Here is a 20,110-nt window from a genome sequence, read left to right as displayed (position 1 = left end):
ATATCTTTTATAATATACTTTTTTCAGGTGTGATAGATATTTTGTGTCATTTCAGTAAACACATTAAAAAGGAATGATGCATGGCACAATCTTTCATTTTCGGTAAAATCCTAAAAGTATTTTAAGAGGATAGTATTTTGACTTCATTGATTAAATAACGCAATGACGCCACATTATCTGCGGAACCCCTCGAATAACAAGCCTAGTGAAGCTCATATGGGGAATGTTGGAGTAAAGACCTCATGTGACATAAGGCTGCTTTCGAGTCTCAACAAGTGAGAAAGCACCAAACTAAGATATTGAATAAAATTGACTACGAGCACACACTTCTTTTATTTTCGGCACAAGCCATTCAAATAGTTACTGAAAAATTGAGAATACTGATCGGCTCTTTTTTATCTTTAATGTATTACTGTGAAATATTGTCAAATGTAATACCGTAAATGTTAATCTTCTTTGTTATTAAAAAATAGGAGTGTGAAGGATAGTGTTAAGCTCATTGTTTTTTTACTCGTAAAAAAGAGTTATGATAATTACTTGGAAGTAAAAAACTAATAATATGCAGAGGGATTATGAAAAAGAAAATATTAGTTTCGATATTAAGCCTTTTATTAATATCAGTTACGGGGTGTAATGATTCTAATGAAAGCTCAAATACCACTCCATCTCAGAAAAATAAAGCAGAACAATCTGAGTCAAAACAGAAAAACACTAACTTCAATGAAGCTAAATTGGCCCAAAAGATTGAAAAAGGTAATTTATGGACATATGCCATTGAGGAGGAATTTGGCAATATAATAAGGAAAAAAACATCAGTGATATCAGGTGGTTTAAATCCTAATATTTTAAATAATACAAAAAGTGTATTAGATTCATTCAGTTCTGATAAAAATATGACACTTAACCTTCCGGCTTTTAAAGCAATTGATAACAAAACGGATCTAAAAAATAGGGCAGAAATAAGTGGAAGCTTACTGTCATTGGACATTACTTTTTCAATGCATTTCAATAATTCAGAACTAAATAATATCAAAGAAGCATTTGATTATATGGCGACGCTTTCCCCAGAGATCCCTGAATTAGACGCTGCAGGTATTGCTTATGGTAAAAGTTATGTTGATTTATATGAAAAAATGATAAAATTAGGTGATTATGCCATTATCAAAAAAACATATCGTTTAGATGATTATGCGCAAATGCAAGTGTTATACGACGATGCTAAAAAAGCCTACATCAAACTTATTGATGAAAAAGAAAAATTAGAAAATGCATATGAAAATTATTATCAAGATATGCATGTTGAAGAGCTTAAATTAGTGAAGGAAAAAGGCTTAATTATTCGTTTTCAAATTATGAACTCATTGGATCTACTGTCTAATACTATTGAGTCAATGGAGCCAGAGAAAATTGATTTGAAAGTACTTTCTGATGAAATTGCTAAAATTGAAGCTGAGTCAGTCGAGTTAGAAAAATTATTCGGCAATGAAGTGTTACTCAATAAAGAAAACATAAAAAGCTCAGATTATGCAGTTAAAGAATATTTAAGAAAATATCAACAAATTGTTATCGAATTAAAAGTATTAGAGAAAAAAGCTAAGGAAGGCAAGAATGTGTCGAATGATATTGATACGATTTTTATAAACTATGAATCCTTGATAAAGGATTATAATTCATTAATAACAAAATAATAAATTTTTAATAGAAATGTTAATTGGGCTAACTCAGTTTTGAGCTAGCCCAACGAACTAAGTATTAATATCATCAGTGTTAATTCTTAACGGAAAATTATTAAGATAAATCAAAGGTCGTGAGATATCACGGGAGAAACAATTTTGTAATGAGTCAATGATTTCTCATTAAAACGTGTCAATAATGCTACCTTGTTATTACCTGATAGGTATGCGGATAAAATATAGATATTTTTGTTTTCTGCGAAAAATGCTGACATACCAAAGGGAATGGCTACAGGGTTTTGCTGTTAGATGATTTCTCTCTGGTGTTTGATATACAGCAAAAGGCGTTAGAGTAAGTCAAAACTATTGTACCTAATAGTCTGGTGAATCAATGGCTCCCTAGTTAGCTTAGCTAGCCAATAAGCGCTGAGGGCTATCAAACAAAATTAAGCATCTTTTTGCTCTAAGAATAAGCGACTCAGCCGCGACTATCCGCGTGCGCCAAAGCAGTGGCAACAGAAGCCACAAGAAACGCTTTATACGCCCCATCCTATATAAAGTGAAAGAAGACGTCGGCGATGTGAAGAAGGCTGCTTAAATTGCTCTCGTTTCAAATTTAAAAGATAAGCAGCTCTACCTCTATGAAAGTGGAGTGGTAATTTATGGCTTTCTGTGGTGATTAAACGGCAAATTCTCGGGGTAAGCGATCTCCTTATTGCTCGTGTCGATGGGCTAATGGGCTTTCTTGGAGCATCAAATAGCCTCTATCCTCAAGCAAAGCACTATGCCGCTTAAAACACTACGATGTGTTTATGGTAGGTTTGAAACCTGTTTATTGAGCTAGATGAACAGGAGAATAAATCAGGCAATAAGATTTGGTTACAGGGATGACACTGTAATGGATACACTGTCTGATGATTTTTGTTTCTCTGAGAATATCTCAAGGTCATCTATACGATAGGTGCTGTTCATCGTTTTGCCGCTGACGAACACTAAGTGGGTATACGGAACGAAAATAGTATCTTGAAATGGCTGTACATTGGTCTACTTAAGGCTCAGAAAAATAGATGATGCAAACCTTTAACTGAGCTTGAGTGATAAATGAAGTTGTCTCTTTTGAGAAAGTATAAGGGATAGCCCAAAGGTATATTAGGTGAAAATTTTACTTTGAAGTGGAGTAGGGGGAGAGATGGCTGGGGTACCAGGATTCGAACCTGGGAATGCCAGGATCAAAACCTGGTGCCTTACCGCTTGGCGATACCCCAATATATCAGATTTTTTATCCCTAGTTAGGGATGGTGCGGGAGGCGAGACTTGAACTCGCACACCTTGCGGCGCCAGAACCTAAATCTGGTGCGTCTACCAATTTCGCCACTCCCGCAAACATGGTGGCTATGACGGGATTCGAACCTGTGACCCCAACATTATGAGTGTTGTGCTCTAACCAGCTGAGCTACATAGCCATCTTTTTTGCATTACCTTCATCGGCGTTGCGGGGCGCATTATGCTAATTACAGCTAAGACAGTCAACTGCTTTTTTCACTATTTTTGTGAAAATGCGTCCGTTTGTTTGATGAATAATCATTTTGTCGATAAAGACAGCAAAAAACAAGTCATTCATCGAAAAAACTGTGACATGTCACATGAGAGTAATTGTATCCATCTTAATATGTTGGGATGCCAAACTAACAGTGAAATGGTGATCCAAAAGATCTATCAACGCACGATTTGCCTGTTTTTGGCGTTAAGGAAAAAGAATCTAATCCAGAGCAAAAACCAGAAATGGAGCAACAGTTTCTGGTTTTTGCTGGTGGGATTGTGAGATCAGTTATCAAGGAGTTTTTGGAGCAATTCCCCATTGAGCATAGCGCGTTTTGTTAAGGCGAAGGCGCCGATTGCCGAGGTATGCACTAATTGTGAGGTAACTACCGGTAAGTTTTCACGGAACTCTTTGAGTGTTTGGGTATCGATACAACTTTGGATAGCTGGCAGTAGGACTTGCTCGGCTTCCGTAATATCACCTGCAATAACCACCTTTTCAGGGTTAAACAGGTTGATTGCGATAGCAATGGCTTTACCGATTTGGCGGCCGACATGCTGTATCACCTCTGTCGCCAGAGGGTCATTTTTATTTGCAGCTTGGCAGATATGCTGTATAGAGCAACGTTCTAGTGTGAGTGAGCTAGTAAAACCTTGTTCTAGGCGCTGTTGAACACGGTTTTCAATAGCTTGATTTGAGGCGATAGTTTCGAGGCAACCAAAATTACCGCAATGGCACAAATCACCTAGAGGGTCCACTTGGATATGACCGATTTCACCGAGGTTACCACGGTGATTTAGTAAGATTTCATTATCAATGACCAGTCCAGCACCTGCACCGCGGTGGATCCGAACAAGTAGCGAGTCTTTGCAATCTTTTGTGGCTCCAAAGTAGCTTTCTGCTAAGGCAAGGCTACGGATGTCGTGCCCAACATAGCAGGTAATTTTGAAATGAGCCTGCAAATTATCAATAAGGTGCCAGTTATCCACTTTAATGTGTGGCATATAGTGAACAATGCCGCTGTGTGGGCTAACGAGGCCGGGTAAAATGACTGAGATGGCTATAAGCTCTTTAAGACGGCGTTGATTGAGCGCAATAAAGTCTTCTATCGCTTCAATCAGTTTTTGCTCTACTGCTTGCTGAGAAGGCGCTGAGATTGGATAGTGGGCATCGACAAGTAGCTTGCCGCTTAAATCATAAAGGGCGATAGTGGCATCATAACGACCTAAGCGCACACCTATCGTATGAAAGTTTTTATGCTCTGATACGATAGATATGGCACGTCGCCCCCCTGTAGAGGCTTGCTGGTCGACTTCTTTAATGAGGCCGCGCTCGAGTAGCTGACGAGTAATTTTAGTGACACTTGCGGGGGCAAGTTGGCTCTGCTCTGCAATTTGGATGCGAGATATAGGACCATGTTGGTCAATGAGGCTATATACCACGGCACCGTTGAGTTGTTTTACCAGATCAATATTACCAATTTGCTTTAGCGAGTGACTATGGTTCATCAGCTATATACTCATTTTTTGTAGACTTCCTCTCCGTTGACATAGGTTGAAAGGATTTGGAAGTCGTGGTTAAACGCAGTTAAGTTCGCAACTTTACCCGGCGCGATAGACCCTAAGTGGGATTCGACGCCAATCGCTCTAGCGGGGTAAAGTGTTGCCATTCTTAATGTTTCATCTAATGCGATACCGACATGTTCTACCGTATTTTTAACTGCTTCAATCATGGTTAGTGACGATCCACTGAGGGTTCCGTTCTCATCAACACATAATCCATTCCGGTAGTATATGGTTTTGCCTGCAAAGATAAAATGATCCATTTCACCAGTTTGAGGATCAATACCAGCAGGCGCGGTAGCGTCCGTAACTAAAACTAATTTATCACCTTTCAACCGTTTACTGTTACGAATATTTGCCCATTGTACATGAAGACCATCTGCGATAATGCCAGCGTACACTTCTGGAGTATCATAAATTGCCCCTACTAAACCAGGTCCGCGACCTGAAATATATGGCATGGCATTAAAGAGATGGGTTGAGAAACGGATACCCGCTTTAAAGCCGAGGCGCGCTTCTTCGTAAGTTGAATTTGAATGGCCCGCAGAAACGATAATGCCAGCATTGGTCAATTGGCGAATATAAGACTCACCCACGATTTCCGGTGCTAAGGTGACCTTGGTAATCGCATCTGCATGAGCGGCTAAATAATCAATCATTTGCGCAGAAGGCTGACGAATGAATTCAGGATTATGCGTGCCTTTTTTCACGATGTTGATATAAGGGCCTTCTAAGTGTAGGCCGAGCGCTTGATGACGATGTGTTTTTAAGTACTCCGTCATCACTTCTACACCATGCTTCATCAGTTCATCGGAACAGGTAATTAAGGTTGGTAGAAAACTTGTGCACCCAGAACGCTCATTGGCTTTTTGCATTATCTCCAGATGCTTCAATGTCACATTTTCTTTGTTATCATTGAATTGGACGCCACCACAGCCATTGACTTGTAAATCAATAAAGCCGGGAGAAAGAATAGCACCTTGTAAATCGTGCTGCTCGATATCAGAGGGAAGTTCATCTAATGGGCAGATATCTTTAATAAGAGCACCATCTATGATGACAGCATGGTTATCTAATCTTTCATGACCTGTATAAATAATACAATGGGTTAATGCGTACATGGTATTTGGCTCCTGACTTCTGGAGAGATAAAACATCGGGTCACCGACCTGCTTCCACAGGTCGGGTGATCGAATGATTATGAGTTAAATTTTTCGATAATGTCAGATTCTAGCTGCGTAAAATATTTGAGTGTTTTTACTTTTAGCTCAAGCGTTGCGGGTTCATCACAGACGATCAATGCTTTTTGGTGCATTTGCACACAACTGATAGTCCATAAATGATTGACTGAACCTTCAACCGCAGCTTGAACGGCGTTGGCTTTGTTGGCACCCGTTGCCAATACCATCAGCTCTTCCGCATCCATTAATGTTGCGACACCTACAGTAAGGGCAAACTTCGGTACTTGATTGACATCATTATCAAAGAAACGTGAGTTAGCGATGCGCGTCTCGGGGGTTAATGTTTTGATACGAGTACGAGAGCGTAATGATGAGCCGGGTTCATTAAAGGCAATATGACCATCATTACCGACACCACCCATAAATAGATTAATTTTGCCATAAGACTTAATTTTATCTTCGTAGCGTTGGCATTCAGCATCCACATCCGATGCGTTACCATTTAGCAAATTGATATTTTCTTTTTGAATATCAATATGGTTAAAGAAGTTTTCATGCATAAAAGTATGGTAACTTTGCGGATGATCTTCTGGGATACCCACATATTCGTCCATGTTGAACGTTACAACATGTTTAAAGCTCACTTTGCCTGCTTGATACAACGCGATAAGCGCTTTGTATGTCGCAAGCGGAGTTCCACCGGTCGGCAAACCTAAAACAAAAGGGCGCTCGGCTGTTGGGTTAAAAGCGTTGATTTTATCTGCAATATATTGTGCAGACCAAATCCCAACGTCGTGAGCAGTTTTTAGTGGGAGAAGCCTCATGATACTTTACCTCTAGTAACAGTCTGTTAATTCTATGAAATCTGAAAGAACGCCATACTCTTTATGGCTTAAGTTACATGACATTTGTTGCAAATCAGCGATTGTACTCAATCGCCAGCATGTAACTTTGCTATTTTGAGTTGCTATGCCCCTGACTTTTTATTAACTAACTATAGGAAATTTCAGGGAGTATCGATTCTCTATTAGCTATACAGCTAAATCCAGTAGATAAGTTATTTTTAATCATAAAATAAGTTTTCAATAATAGCCACTAATTTAGGTGGATAATGAAAATTATCATTGACATTTATCACAAATCGAACCTATTTATTTTGTATCGCGAAAAAATTCATCTAGACTATGAAATTGCTACACTCAGACACCTAAATTATTATTATGGTGTATGAACAATAAGATCCTGTGAATGGGGCAATAATAGGGCTTTAAAGGGGGAGTTCGTGAATATTCTTAGCTACTTACAGCGGATCGGCAGGGCATTGATGGTGCCTGTGGCTGTACTGCCAGCCGCCGCAATCCTTATGGGGATTGGATATTGGATTGACCCAGATGGGTGGGGCGCCAATAGTGCAATCGCAGCGTTACTTATTAAATCAGGCGCAGCTATTATTGATAATATGTCTGTGCTGTTTGCCATTGGTATTGCCTATGGTATGTCGAAAGATAAAGATGGTGCAGCGGCGCTGACAGGGTTTGTGGGGTTCTTAGTGGTGACAACGCTGTGTTCACCAGCTTCTTACTCCATGATTATGAATGTTCCGCTTGAAAACGTTCCTGCTGCCTTCAATAAGATTAATAACCAGTTTGTGGGTATTCTGGTCGGTGTGCTCTCGGCTGAGCTGTATAACCGTTATAGCGGGGTGGAATTACCTAAAGCGTTATCATTCTTTAGTGGACGTCGTCTGGTTCCAATCCTGACTTCTTTCTTAATGATTATCCTTGCTTTCATTCTAATGTACGTATGGCCAGTCGTTTATAATGCATTAGTCTCATTCGGTGAAAGTATCAAAGATTTAGGTTCAGTGGGCGCAGGTATCTATGCCTTCTTTAACCGTTTATTAATCCCAGTTGGTCTGCACCATGCCTTGAACTCTGTATTCTGGTTTGACGTTGCAGGTATTAACGATATTCCTAACTTCCTCGGTGGCGCGAAGTCAATTGAAGAAGGTTTAGCGACGCCAGGCATCACAGGACGTTATCAAGCTGGTTTCTTCCCTATTATGATGTTTGGTCTACCAGGCGCTGCTTTGGCTATCTACCATTGCGCTCGTCCTGAAAATAAAGCCAAAGTTGCAGGTATTATGCTTGCGGGTGCTTTTGCTGCCTTCTTTACAGGTATTACAGAGCCACTTGAATTCTCATTCATGTTTGTGGCGCCTGTACTGTATGTGATCCACGCCTTATTAACCGGTATTTCTATCTATATCTCTGCCACAATGGAGTGGATCTCAGGATTCGGCTTTAGTGCAGGTTTAGTGGATATGTTACTGCAATCACGTAACCCTCTTGCGCTGCAATGGTGGATGTTGGTTGTTCAAGGTCTCGTTTTCTTCTGTATTTACTATGTTGTTTTCCGTTTTATGATCACCAAGTTCAAACTGTTAACGCCAGGTCGTGAAGTGAGTGCAGGTGATGAAACAATTGACGGTTATGATGAAAACTTGAGCTCAGCTGATAGCACAGATAGCGATATTCAGAAAGAAGCCCGTCAATATGTCGCAGCTGTCGGCGGAAGTGACAATATTACAGGTATCGACGCATGTATTACACGTCTTCGCTTGAATGTGAAAGATTCCAGTATTGTTAATGATGCGATGGCTAAACGCCTTGGTGCCTCAGGGGTTATTCGTTTGAATAAACAAAGCGTGCAAGTCATTGTAGGTACACGTGCTGAACTGGTCGCATCGGCGATGAAAGAAGTGATTGCGAAAGGCCCAATTGCAGCTTCTGCTTCAGCAACAGAAACTGAAAAAGCCAAGATAGCCGAGCCTGTGAAAACAAAAGGTGAAACAATTCTTTCACTGGTAGCACCTGTCAGTGGTGAAGTGTACTCCCTTGATGATGTGCCAGATGAAGCTTTTTCTAGTCGTATCGTTGGCGATGGTATTGCCATTAAACCAACCAGTGATGAGGTGCTTGCACCAGCATCAGGAACCGTCGTGAAAATTTTCGAAACTAACCATGCGTTCTGTTTAGAAACAGAAAATGGTGTTGAGTTAATTGTTCACATGGGTATCGATACTGTTGCTCTAAAAGGTGAAGGTTGTGCGCGTTTAGTGGAAGAAGGTAGTGAAGTGAAAGCCGGTACACCAATTCTGAAGTTGGATATCGCTTTCCTAGAAGCTAACGCTAAATCGATGATCAGCCCTGTTATTATCAGCAATATCGATGATTTTGCTGGTGTTGAAATTTTAGCTAACGGAAATGTGACCGCGGGTGAAACCGTGATCTACAACGTGCTAAAATAGTGGTTTGCTAATCAGTTATTGACAGAGTCAAAGGGAGGCGTAAGCCTCCCTTTTTTATTTATATACTCAGGGCTATATAAGAGTTGCCATTATACTTCGTCGTTGCCTTACTGAAGGGGCGATACTCACCGCGCAAAGTCGCTATTATGCGTATGCGATTTCGGATTTAAAGAAAAGTTTTGATTACAGTATCGCAATAAACACAGAAGAATCGATAACAGAAGCATTGAGCTATTTTTCAATGCTCCATGCAAAACATCATCGCAAAGTGGCCTTATGGTCATTAATTCAAGATAAAATCACTAAGTTATGGATAATTAACAACTAATTTATCTATAACAATAAAGTATAGCCGAAACCATACTGCAAATTGGCGGCTTGATTTGGCATAAGAATAATATCCCAACTATTCTTATGCTCTTCACGTGACAATGAGACTACTCATGACAGTCAGCATCGTAGTGACAAACCGGAAAGAAACATTTTTCACACATAAAATAGGTATTAATCATTAAATTTCCTTACGTTACCTTTCTAATTGATAACATACAACACAGCCTTGAATGCGCCAGCATGGCTTCTTAAGTCCGTCTTCACTCCAGATTATTTCATTCTGTTACCTTACAATACATTTTATGTCTAATTCGGCTAGTGAATAATGCTCGCTATGCGTATTTGTGACTACATAAGAGAAATTGATAAAAATAATTGCTGACTTAATCCTTAATTCCTATAATTTGAGCGCTATATTTAGGATATGGACGTTTGGATTCAAGCGGTCCATCAATTGCATTCATCATTTGATGGGCCACGGGTTATTTTTAAGTGCCATTTTTTATTAATTTGGATTGATTTGTCAGGACAGTATTAGCGTATTTTAACCTTATGAGCCTTGGGTGACGGCTAAGGGCGGTAGCGTATCAAAACATCAGAAATGCTTTACTTTCCAAATTTGAGTGAATACATCACCTCGCCGCCGAATTGTTTCGGGAAAATGAATCATAATGCCAATTGCCTTTGCTTAAATAAAAGGCTCATCGAATGAAAATTTACCGCCCATTATGGAATGAAGGCGCATTGCTCTCTCCGCAACAATTTCAACAGCAAGCGCAATGGGAGGCTTTCACTAACCAAGGTGTTTCCGGTTTATTCTCTCCCTTTAACTGGGGAGTGAAAAGTTGAACTGGATGAGTCATTTTTGTCGTCCGGTCGTTTACAAGTTCATCAACTAAGGGCATGGTTGCCGGATGGGGCGTTAATAGATACCCAAGTCAGTGATATCACTCCAGAGCCCCGAGAGTTAAATTCCACCGCGTTATCTCAAACTGACAGCATTGTGCTGGTGCTGGTGCTGGCCTTGCCACTCCTTCAACAAGGGATCATCAATGTTCAGAAAAAAGGGGGCTTTTCTGAACGTTCCCTTCGTTATCAGGAAGAGTGGGTGAATGTGCCGGATGTGTTTGGTCAGGATGATGAATCCATGGCAGTTGCCCGTTTTAATATTGCTGTCCGTTTTCAGCATGAAAATAATGATGCGTGGCAAACGTGTCCTATTGCACGCCTAACTCGTGATGGTCAAGGTGGCTGGGCAATAGATAGAACATTTATTCCCCTCCATGACGCAATTTTCAGCAAGCCGAGAATTATAAGAGCGATTAGCCTTGCTGAATCGCCAAATACGCTCCCGTTGCCAACGACTGATGTCCATGCGCCGTGAGAGCAATGAACGTTTAGCTGATTTTGCCGTCGCTGATGTTTCCTTATTTTGGTTGTTAAACGCCTTAAACTCCCATGCTAATGTTCTCATGAATTATGAAAGCTATCCACAGCGCCACCCTGAAATCATTTGGGCTGAATTGACCCGTTTGGCGGGGAGTTTATTAACCTTTTCGTTAGAGCATGATCTCGCGACCATTCCTGCCTATGTCCATGACGACCTCGAAAATACGTTTCCACCGTTGTTTGACTTGCTCAGTACCAATACTTATGTGACACTACGATTAAGACGTGAAATAAACGCAAGTGATATAGATCGGGACTATTATATTGACGCCCAAGCCATCTGTGAGGACTGGTTGGAAAATATAAATGTAAAATATATCGAAGTGTCAAATGATAAAGCAAAGCTAAAGCTTATTTTAGGTGAAAAAAACTGTAGCTCACTATATTTCATTACTTTATCGAAAGATTTAAATGGCTGGAAAATTGACTCAGTAGAATCTTTTTAAAAGAAAATTTATATAAATAAAGTGGTGAGTTAAATGGTCGATTTAGAAAAATCAATAATCTTATTAAATAGTGAAGCGGATAGAGTCGCATCTGAAAATTTAAGAAGATTCAAAAGTGGATAAAAGTCGAAACGGACAAACAACAGCAAAAATACTATTTTTTACCCGAGCATTTAGGGTATTTTCCAAAACAGATTGATATCAGTGACACAGATAAAGATAAAATCGGCTCACTGATAAAGCGTGTTGAAGAAATTCAAGCCGATGAAACAAAACAAGCGGAATACCAAAATATTACCCAACATGCGCTTTTTCTGTCGCGTTATGATTTAGAGAAAATAGGCTTTAGGACCTTAACCAGTGAAACAAAAACGTTTGATTATTTAAACGGGTACATTCAACCCAAAGCCACTTATATCAGTGCGATATTTGATACTATTTTGGCGGAAGCTAAAGTGTCACCCCGTCCTGAAAAAGGAATTATTGCCCATAATTATCAACGTTTAATCAATAAGATTAAAGGCAGTGCAACGGAGCACTACAATCCTGAAGAATACCGTCACGCTTTCCATAACCCCATGTTTTCCCATATCGTGAATAAAACTATTGTCAAACACCCTAGTGATTGGTATTACAAAAAAACGATAGTGTATGGCAAAATTTTCTAAACATGCTGAGTGAAGAGGCTCCCTTATGGCGTTCTTACAGCGAAGAGTTTCTCGATAGTATGGTTTGGATGCAGGATGTGACTAACGAAAAAATTGGTCCTGAAGTGTGGCATATGCATCCGCTGGTGTTTTTGGATTCATTCCATAGTAAAAAGTATGATTTTTCAACTAAAGAAGGCACGATCCATGCAATTATTAGTGAGTGTAAAAATCAGGGAATTTCTTTAAACACACAAATAGCATACATTTTAGCAACTGTAAAAAGAGAGACGGGGGATGCATTTCAGCCTGTACGAGAAGGAAATTACGGAGGAAGAACGGTTAGTGATGAATATAGAAAGAAAAAATTCAGGTATTACCCATATTATGGTAGAGGTTATGTACAGATAACATGGAAATACAATTATGAGAAATACTCACAAAAACTAAATGTCGACATGGTTAATGAACCAGATTTAGCATTAAATCCAGAGTATTCATTGTTTATTTTAATTGATGGTTTTAAATATGGTGAATTTACAGGTAAGAAAATAACCGATTATATTAATGAGTCTAAAACTGATTTTTATAATGCAAGAAAGTGTATCAATGGATTAGATCAAGCAGATCAAATAAAAGGCTTTGCAGAGGATTACTTGGAAAAACTAAATAATGGCTTATTAGCATGAAAAAAAATTATTTTATATGTCTCCTTCTATTTATACAATTTTCTGTACATGGGCAAGAAATTCGTTGTGGCTGGTTAGATAATCCTACACCAGGAAATCTTTGGCTTATCGATCGTGATGCTGAGTGGAGTATATCTCAGCAAGGAGGGCGTGAATCGGAAGGAATTGAAAAAATTATTGATAATTCTATTGACCCTTCAGAAATAATTTACACTAACGGTAACTATGGTGTCAGGTGTGCCTGTTTATCTGTAGAGGTTGATAATAAATCAAAAACAATTATAAAGATATACTCTTTTGATCTGCTTAAAATCAAACAATGCCGTGATGATAAAAAAATACAACATTTTATCAATTAAACTTAATGGTGATTATGCTTTGATATTACTGACTTAGTAGAAAACTAAGTGATAATAGTCATGAAATTTAAAAAAATGTTTCTTATGATGTTGCTGCCTTTAAGTGCTTTCTCAAATAATAAAATATTCTTTCAATGTGCAACTGAAAATGGCTCAATTAACTTGGCGTTAGTTGGTGAAAATTTAAAGTTAACAATGAAAAATAACGATTCTATTTTTATTGAGCAGTCTTCTAAATTATTGGAGAGTAAGGGCTTCTCATATAATTATTATTCTAGGTATAATACTGAGTATTACAGGGTTACTTACTCAAATAACAATATGGGTTACGCAATATATAAAAATTACGAAGATGGCCAATATAATAGCGGGTTACAAGTGACAGACTTGAGTGTTAATAAAGAATATAATTTTGATTGCAATAAAATAAAGGTCGATAAATTAGATGAATTATTCAACATTCTTGATTGTGATAAAGAAAGCGCGTTAGGCTGTATGCATTAACTCATTTATTTTGAAGGGGAACGATAAATCGAATTATTATAACCAGAGAACTAACATGAACAATGTAATTGCGCTACCATTAAAATTTTTACTAATAAAATTTATCCAAATCCTTTTTATATTAAATTTCCACTACAAGCATTTGCCAGTAATCATAATGTTGAAACAAAGCAACTTCAATCAAAGAGTGCAACATTTTCATCCTATTGCCGACAGTTAGACGAAGGAAAGGAATATGACGGTACTTTAGAATATACCTATTATTTTCCTAGCCAAACCCTATCACAAGCTTATAACACATTAATAAGCCTCGATGATTATCGACATGCTAGACTTAAAAATAAATTGCCCACTAAAAATCTAAGCTATCTAAATCGAGAGTAAAACGAAAGGCGATGAAACCTTTGATTATCAATGGATGACTGATAAGAGAGTTAAAATAGTTGCGGAAAAAGAGATGGAGTCATCAACCTATTTATTTGAAGAAATGAAGATACAAACGCACTTATTACTTATTGAAGAAACGGGCTATTAACCAGCTGAAATCTTAAAGGACTAAAACCATGCAACAAATTATTCGTAAAGGCGATAAAACCACCCACGGTGGCACCGTGCTGACAGGCTTTGATACCATGAAATTCGGGGGCATTGGGGTGGCACGTAAAGGCGATCAGGTTTCTTGCCCAAAAAAAGACACGGTCCGACCACCATCATTGAAGGTAATCCTAACTACCTCGATAACGGTATCCCTGTCGCTTTTCAGGGGCATAAATGCGGTTGTGGCTGTACCTTAATCAGCTCCTTTTCGCCCGCCAAGGTAGGCTGACATGCCTGTTTGGCTCAATACGATTCCGCCTGCTGCCGCAAAAGTGCCACGTCCCAATACGCGTCGCTGGTTAGTGGTGTTATTGATTATCTTGTTTATGGGGTTTGCGCTGACTTTATGGTTTTGGACAAAAGACAGAACGGGGTTTATTTTTTGATGGAGCTGGGCGAGTAAGGGTTTTCACTGAATGAAAAAGCAAATATTTATTATTTAGCTCAATATGAAATTATTGATTTAACTAACAAGCATATTGCAATAAAATTAAATATAGGAGAAAAACATGACATGGATTCAACAAAATCACGAAAGGCTACTGAGGTTCAAGTTGTATTTATTTGCATTTTTAATTGGGCTATCTGTTTTGTTTGCATCAAAGTCAAGTGCAAATGATGCATTAGATAATAAAGAGGTCGCTTTAGTTACTCATAATTGGCAAAACAGGCCCATTTCATGGTTTAGTTTAAATAACATTATGGGGGGGAATGCACCCGCTTATAAATACAATCCCTATGCCTATGGTTCAGGTACAATGACATGCTGCGGAATAATAAAAGGAAAAATAGCTGTAATAAAGTGGCGATTAGGTGTCAAAGGTTCACAATATGACGCAGGAATGCGTTCTGAAAATTATCAAATTAAGGTACCATTACCTGAGCGTAAAGAAGGGGACGATACATTACATGTTCATTTTTTACCAGAAAATACAATTAAACTAGAATGGAATAATAAAAACTCATCTTCATATAACCCTTTTAGCTCAAGTAAAGAAATTGAGGGTACACATAATGAATAATGATAAACGAGCTAGTACTGATTCGAACATTGCAGCAACAAACAAAGCAAAGCAAGCACAAGAATGTAAATTAGGTAATTGCTCACGTACTTTACACATAGGCTTGTTTTTTGATGGTGTTGGCCGAAATAAAGACTTAGATGAACCCAATGGCAAATTAAGTAATATTGCTAAATTATTTTATGCGTATAAAAATGCAGAAGAAATTACAGTGAATAATGATTATTGGAAATTTTACATATCAGGCCTTGGTACACCTTATAATGAAGTGAATAACAGTGAGCGAAATTATATTAATACAAATCTTAATGATGAATTTCAAAGTAATATTCAAGACTCGATAAGAGATACGAGCTTAGAGGCGGGGTTTGATTACGCGATAGGAAAAGATGGCTTTAAAAAAATTGAAGAATTAGTGTCTCCGAAAGGTCAGGTTAAAATGTTTGCCGAGGCCGGATTTGATGCTGCTGCGAAAATAGGTATTGAAGCAACACCATTTTTAAGAGATAACGAATTTATTGCCTATAATTTTGTAACAGGGGTAGAAACGTGAATTAATGACTTAAAAGAGCGATTTTCCCGAGCGTGTAATGAAGCTCAAAAAGGAGAAATTCCCCTTAATTTGATCTCTGTTTCTGTGTTTGGCTTTGATATGGGAGCGACACTAGCCCGATACTTTATCGGTGTGTTAGTTAACCAAATTTGCCAAAAAAATTATGATACCGGTCTCTATTTTTACGGGGGCGTTCACGGTGGTGCTTGGGTTGACATTCCTTTTGTGGGACTATTCGATTGCTCTTGTGACACGCCTGAAAGTGAGGATAACGGATTAGATTATGGATTAAATATACTAACACTTCCGGCAAAAAGTAATAAGGTAACGGAAGTTGCTATTGACTCATTAATTACTATGGTTGCAGGGCGTAAATATATTGACCATATGACACCGCTGCCTACAATAGTTAAAAAGTCTTTACATTTGGTAGCTGCCCATGAAAAACGCAAATGGCGTTGTCTCTATTTAACGGGCAGAAGTGGGGAACATCATCAGGAAGAGCTATTACCCGGTTGCAGTGAGGATATCGGCGGGGGATTAAGAAATAATGAACAAAAGCCCAATGAAGAACTCGCTAAAGTCGCCTTAAATAAAATGCATTTAGCCGCATTTCATGCTGGAGTTCCATTTCCTGAACTCGATGCATTGCGCGAAATGGATTTTGATACGTGGCTTTATTTCCAAGATGAACAAAAGGTGGAAGGAAAAAAGGCAACAGAGTGGGTAGATTATTATCAATCAGGCATTCCATTAAAAAAATTGACATTTACGGCCTTGAATGCTCACCTCGACAGTTATTTTGCGTGGTTAGGCCAGAAGCATTATGAATATAAAAATGAGCTACGAAAATTAGAGGAGCAAGAGAAAGCCGAATTATTATCCGCAGGTTCACATCAAGGTGGTTTTAATATTTCAGCTAAGTCTAGACAAGCTGCGTTCGGTGCTTCTGAAAAAATGGCGTTATTGAAGAAAGATTGGGGGTGGTTATCTGAAGTAGCAAAAATGGCATGGCAAGTCAAAACACGAAAGCTTAGCCCTGTTCCACCTGAAATTTTTGATAAAATATACTGGCCCGCTAAACGTCGGGCACAATACTATATCGACTGTGGCACGGCGGGATATGATAATATGCCATTTCCGATATCATATGTTCCTGTTTCAAATGAGCTCTATAGTTGGTTTGTCCACGATATACAGCGCGCAGAGGGAATAAATTATCACTATTTTTATATTCGTTTAATGGAACCACTCTCTGGGGATTTTCCGCCAGATGAACCTGAAGTAAATACGCCTCCAGAGCCACCACTGTATGTTGGTAATGATTTTATATTCACTGGGTGGCCTAAATTTTAAAATTTCACACTCAATCAATATTATAAGGAAGTTATGACTGAAGGAAAAATAGGTACCGCATTTTTATATACTAAAAGAAAGTCACTTTCATTTTTTTGTTATTATATTTTAACTGCAATTTTATTGACATTATCAATTAAGGTGGTTAATTCTTTATTTGTAAGCGCTAATTATCGATACACTCATGAGGCCCTATCAAAAAGTATTGACTTGGATTTGGGGTTTTCTATTTCATTTGCCTATGGTTTGGTTATTCTGATCATTTATGGTCTCGCTTATTGTACTTTTTCATTACTGGAAATCCAGCGATTGCGCAGTATTGGCTATCGGTATCCTATCGCTATCTGTTTCATTATGTTCTTACTGAATAGAGTATCTAATTACTTTTATACACTAGTTGGATTAAATTGGATTTCGATTGTTATCGGTGTTATTTCATTCATTTATTTTATTGTATTGATCTTTCTTTCAGAAAAGGAAATGTATATAAACCAGAAAACCAATGTAACGAAGCCATAGTGTGAATAGTGTGAGTCTGAATCTAAAACCATTGAGGATTTTGGACTCACATAAAAACATTTAGAAGTATTCAAATTATTGTGAATTCTCAATTTTTGTAAATATCACAGTCAAATTTATTTCCTTTTAATGAATTAAGCGTATTCGCTACATTTGCCTGAATAAAATATTGTCCTGATATTCCGAGGTTACGCTTTACGCCAATTCCTTCTTGATAAATATATCCCAACCGCGAATAAGCTTGTGAAGTGACTTGCTTGGCATACGCAACAGGCGGCATATCGTTCAGTGAACTATGTGGGCGAACATGGTTGTAGTGTTCACGCCATAGCTCGATTTCGTATCTGGCTTCGTCTAAAGTTCTGAACCCATGCGGGTTCAGACATTTATTTCTGAATTTACCATTCAGGCTTTCCACAAAGGCGTTTTGCGTGGGGTTTTCTGGCTGGATAAAGCCCAATGTTATACCGGTTTCCTTGCTCCAAAAAAACATCGCTTTGCTGGTAAATTCGGTCCCATTATCGCAGGTAACCTTGTTGGGTTTGCCTCGTTCTTCCATCAATTGGTCCAAGGATCTGGCGACCTGCCTGCCACTGATGGCCACAGAGACTAATTGACCGACCATTTCCCGCGAATAATCATCCACGACATTCAGTACCCGAAAGCACCGACCATTGCTGAGTTGGTCTGAAACAAAGGCCATAGACCAACGTTAATTGGGAGCCGTTGGTACTTCCATGGGCTGCTTTGACTGGGTTAGCTTCTTGCGCTTCTTCGTCCTGACCTGCAAGCCTTCCTCGATGTAGAGGCGATATGTACGTTTACGGTTCTGGACTCGGCCTTCACCTCTGAGCAAACCATGCAGCATCAGATACCCATAGCGGGGATCTGGTATCCGCCATAATGTGCCATCGACAGCCATCAAAGTTAATCCGTTCCAGTGTGATAATGGCAGTTTATCAAGCCAGAGCTGGCTTGTTTTTTCAAACACTTTGCGAACGGCATCTTCCCCTAACCGTTGCCGAGCCTGAACAACGGCGCTTGGTGCAACGTAAGGTCGGTTGCTCGGTAAAACAATATCGAGATGAAAAACGAGTTGAGCCATGGAAAGAGAACGAAAAAGAGACATTCGTCAATGAGTTCAGCGGAAAGGAGGTCAGAAAGGGCTGTAAATTCTTTTGGCGAGAAAGCCAGAACAGTCTCGAAAGCTTGGCTAAGTAACATAAAAAATCTGTAATCTTCGGATGATTACGTATTTTTGCAGAACTGTAGGATCATTCAATCCATTATTTAGTTCTTAACTGATCAACATTAAGGCGTAAGCCTCCCTTTTTTATTCCCTTAAATTTGGCGAAATTTCAAAACACATTGTCCGTTATGCGTAAGTTAATCACGGCTCTTCACAATAAGATAACAACGTTATCTTGAATGGAGATGTATTGGTGACTCTACTACTTTGTCTTTTTGGTTTTATTTCTGGGATCACGACGGCACTTTTTGGTTTCGGTGGGGGCTTTATTACGGTTCCTCTACTCTACGCACTCATTACCTTGGTGTGGGGGCCAGAGAGCGAAGCAAGTGCAGTTGCGATGCAAATTGCCGTCGCAACTTCAACCTGCGTGATGATTTTCTCTGCCTCACTATCAAGTAGGGCGCATTATCGGAAAGGTCATTTAAATTGGAGCATTATTCGCCCGTTTATTATTCCTATCTCTTTAGGCGGTATTTTGGGGGCTTTTATTGCGCTCTCTGTTGATAGTGAATGGATCCGTTGGCTCTTTATTGGCTATCTTGTTATTACGATTTTAGATTGCCTGATAAGACCCGGGTTTATGAAAACACACACTGAGGGCATAACGCCTTCAGGCGGCGGTGTTTTTGCTGATATACCTATTGGTTTAGTCATAGGGGCGGTTGCTGCATTTCTCGGTGTGGGGGGGAGTGTGATGACGGTGCCACTAATGCGACGTCGTGGGGCGACGATGATCCAAGCTGCTGCGCTTGCAAACCCACTAACATTACCGATGGCGATAACAGGAACGTTGACCTACTTTTATTTTGCGTTAACGGAACATGTTCAATTAGGTGCTGGCTTTATTGGGATGGTTTATATCAAGGGGGCATTAATTCTGATTGTGACATCATGGCTAGGAATTCGTTTTGCCAGTTTATTGATGCCATACTTGAGCGATAAGCGCCATGCTCAAAGTTATCCACTGCTCCTTCTTATTGTGTTAAGTGTTATGCTATTAACCTAATGTATTGCTTTAATATCATTGTTTCAGGTGCGAAATACAAGGCAATATGTGTTTAATCAATACATAGTTGATCAAACGGTTGTTTCTTGACAGATTATGGTAGAATATATTT

The 20,110-nt window shown here is 39.0% G+C and carries 14 protein-coding genes, 3 tRNA genes and 4 pseudogenes; 13 read left to right on the top strand and 8 right to left on the bottom strand.

Annotated elements, in window-relative coordinates; genetic code table 11:
• The first annotated feature begins 572 nt into the window (after nt 1–572).
• On the top strand, nt 573–1,688 hold the full coding sequence (locus PR709_RS06570; protein ID WP_004917671.1) for a DUF3829 domain-containing protein: 1,116 nt from the start codon (nt 573–575) through the stop codon (nt 1,686–1,688).
• Between the two features lie 1,175 nt (nt 1,689–2,863).
• Here PR709_RS06570 and PR709_RS06565 read toward each other — a convergent pair.
• The 6 genes from PR709_RS06565 to nagB all read right to left on the bottom strand — a co-directional run bounded on the left by PR709_RS06565 (nt 2,864) and on the right by nagB (nt 6,780).
• A tRNA-Gln gene (locus PR709_RS06565) sits at nt 2,864–2,938 on the bottom strand.
• A gap of 31 nt (nt 2,939–2,969) precedes the next feature.
• Nucleotides 2,970–3,054, bottom strand: a tRNA-Leu gene (locus PR709_RS06560).
• A 5-nt stretch (nt 3,055–3,059) separates the two neighbouring features.
• Nucleotides 3,060–3,136, bottom strand: a tRNA-Met gene (locus tag PR709_RS06555).
• Between the two features lie 361 nt (nt 3,137–3,497).
• A complete protein-coding gene (gene nagC / locus PR709_RS06550) occupies nt 3,498–4,721 on the bottom strand; it encodes a DNA-binding transcriptional regulator NagC (protein WP_004917681.1) in 1,224 nt (407 codons plus the stop codon).
• Between the two features lie 11 nt (nt 4,722–4,732).
• Nucleotides 4,733–5,896, bottom strand: a complete 1,164-nt coding sequence (nagA, locus tag PR709_RS06545) for an N-acetylglucosamine-6-phosphate deacetylase (protein WP_036943497.1) — start codon at nt 5,894–5,896, stop codon at nt 4,733–4,735.
• 77 nt (nt 5,897–5,973) lie between these two features.
• Complete coding sequence (gene nagB, locus PR709_RS06540; RefSeq protein ID WP_004917685.1) at nt 5,974–6,780, bottom strand: glucosamine-6-phosphate deaminase; 807 nt, start codon at nt 6,778–6,780, stop codon at nt 5,974–5,976.
• 458 nt (nt 6,781–7,238) lie between these two features.
• Here nagB and nagE point away from each other — a divergent pair, with 458 nt between their 5' ends.
• The 11 genes and pseudogenes from nagE (at nt 7,239) to PR709_RS06480 (ending at nt 17,221) form a co-directional block, all read left to right on the top strand.
• Entirely contained in the window at nt 7,239–9,266 is a 2,028-nt protein-coding gene (nagE, locus tag PR709_RS06535; RefSeq protein WP_272570831.1) for an N-acetylglucosamine-specific PTS transporter subunit IIBC, read from the top strand.
• 1,041 nt (nt 9,267–10,307) lie between these two features.
• A pseudogene (gene tssK, locus PR709_RS06530) lies at nt 10,308–11,242 on the top strand (type VI secretion system baseplate subunit TssK); the annotation flags it as partial.
• Nucleotides 11,243–11,949: 707 nt separating this feature from the next.
• Nucleotides 11,950–12,162, top strand: a complete 213-nt coding sequence (locus tag PR709_RS06520; protein WP_042116398.1) for a hypothetical protein — start codon at nt 11,950–11,952, stop codon at nt 12,160–12,162.
• 2 nt (nt 12,163–12,164) lie between these two features.
• Complete coding sequence (locus PR709_RS06515) at nt 12,165–12,830, top strand: glycoside hydrolase family 19 protein (RefSeq protein ID WP_004917699.1); 666 nt, start codon at nt 12,165–12,167, stop codon at nt 12,828–12,830.
• Nucleotides 12,827–13,189, top strand: coding sequence for a DUF4087 domain-containing protein (locus PR709_RS06510; protein ID WP_004917701.1), 363 nt, complete (start codon nt 12,827–12,829; stop codon nt 13,187–13,189). Before PR709_RS06515 ends, PR709_RS06510 begins: the two co-directional genes overlap by 4 nt.
• 60 nt (nt 13,190–13,249) lie before the next feature.
• Entirely contained in the window at nt 13,250–13,693 is a 444-nt protein-coding gene (locus tag PR709_RS06505) for a hypothetical protein (RefSeq protein ID WP_004917703.1), read from the top strand.
• 563 nt (nt 13,694–14,256) lie between these two features.
• Nucleotides 14,257–14,519: pseudogene (locus PR709_RS06500) on the top strand (PAAR domain-containing protein).
• A gap of 1 nt (nt 14,520) precedes the next feature.
• The gene (locus PR709_RS06495; RefSeq protein ID WP_004917708.1) at nt 14,521–14,676 is read left to right on the top strand and encodes a hypothetical protein; all 156 of its coding nucleotides are present in this window, start codon (nt 14,521–14,523) and stop codon (nt 14,674–14,676) included.
• A gap of 123 nt (nt 14,677–14,799) precedes the next feature.
• Nucleotides 14,800–15,312: a DUF3304 domain-containing protein gene (locus PR709_RS06490; RefSeq protein WP_004917710.1), complete on the top strand. Its 513-nt coding sequence runs from the start codon at nt 14,800–14,802 to the stop codon at nt 15,310–15,312.
• Nucleotides 15,305–15,865 carry a DUF2235 domain-containing protein gene (locus PR709_RS06485; RefSeq protein WP_004917712.1) on the top strand — a complete coding sequence of 187 codons (561 nt, stop codon included), beginning with the start codon at nt 15,305–15,307 and terminating at the stop codon, nt 15,863–15,865. Before PR709_RS06490 ends, PR709_RS06485 begins: the two co-directional genes overlap by 8 nt.
• 69 nt (nt 15,866–15,934) lie before the next feature.
• Nucleotides 15,935–17,221 carry a DUF2235 domain-containing protein gene (locus tag PR709_RS06480; protein WP_148493735.1) on the top strand — a complete coding sequence of 429 codons (1,287 nt, stop codon included), beginning with the start codon at nt 15,935–15,937 and terminating at the stop codon, nt 17,219–17,221.
• A 769-nt stretch (nt 17,222–17,990) separates the two neighbouring features.
• Here PR709_RS06480 and PR709_RS06475 read toward each other — a convergent pair.
• Nucleotides 17,991–18,626 (bottom strand): annotated as a pseudogene (locus PR709_RS06475) (IS3 family transposase); the annotation flags it as partial.
• Nucleotides 18,627–18,748: 122 nt separating this feature from the next.
• Nucleotides 18,749–18,964: pseudogene (locus PR709_RS06470) on the bottom strand (transposase domain-containing protein); the annotation flags it as partial.
• A gap of 218 nt (nt 18,965–19,182) precedes the next feature.
• Between PR709_RS06470 and PR709_RS06465 the strand changes: the two are divergent.
• Nucleotides 19,183–19,998, top strand: coding sequence for a sulfite exporter TauE/SafE family protein (locus tag PR709_RS06465; RefSeq protein ID WP_042116401.1), 816 nt, complete (start codon nt 19,183–19,185; stop codon nt 19,996–19,998).
• Nucleotides 19,999–20,110 lie beyond the last annotated feature (112 nt).

The sequence above is a fragment of the Providencia sp. PROV267 genome, assembly GCF_028477825.1.
GTDB lineage: Bacteria > Pseudomonadota > Gammaproteobacteria > Enterobacterales > Enterobacteriaceae > Providencia > Providencia stuartii.
The sequence above is the reverse complement of the archived record's forward strand: the minus strand, read 5'-3'. Positions and strand labels throughout refer to the sequence as shown.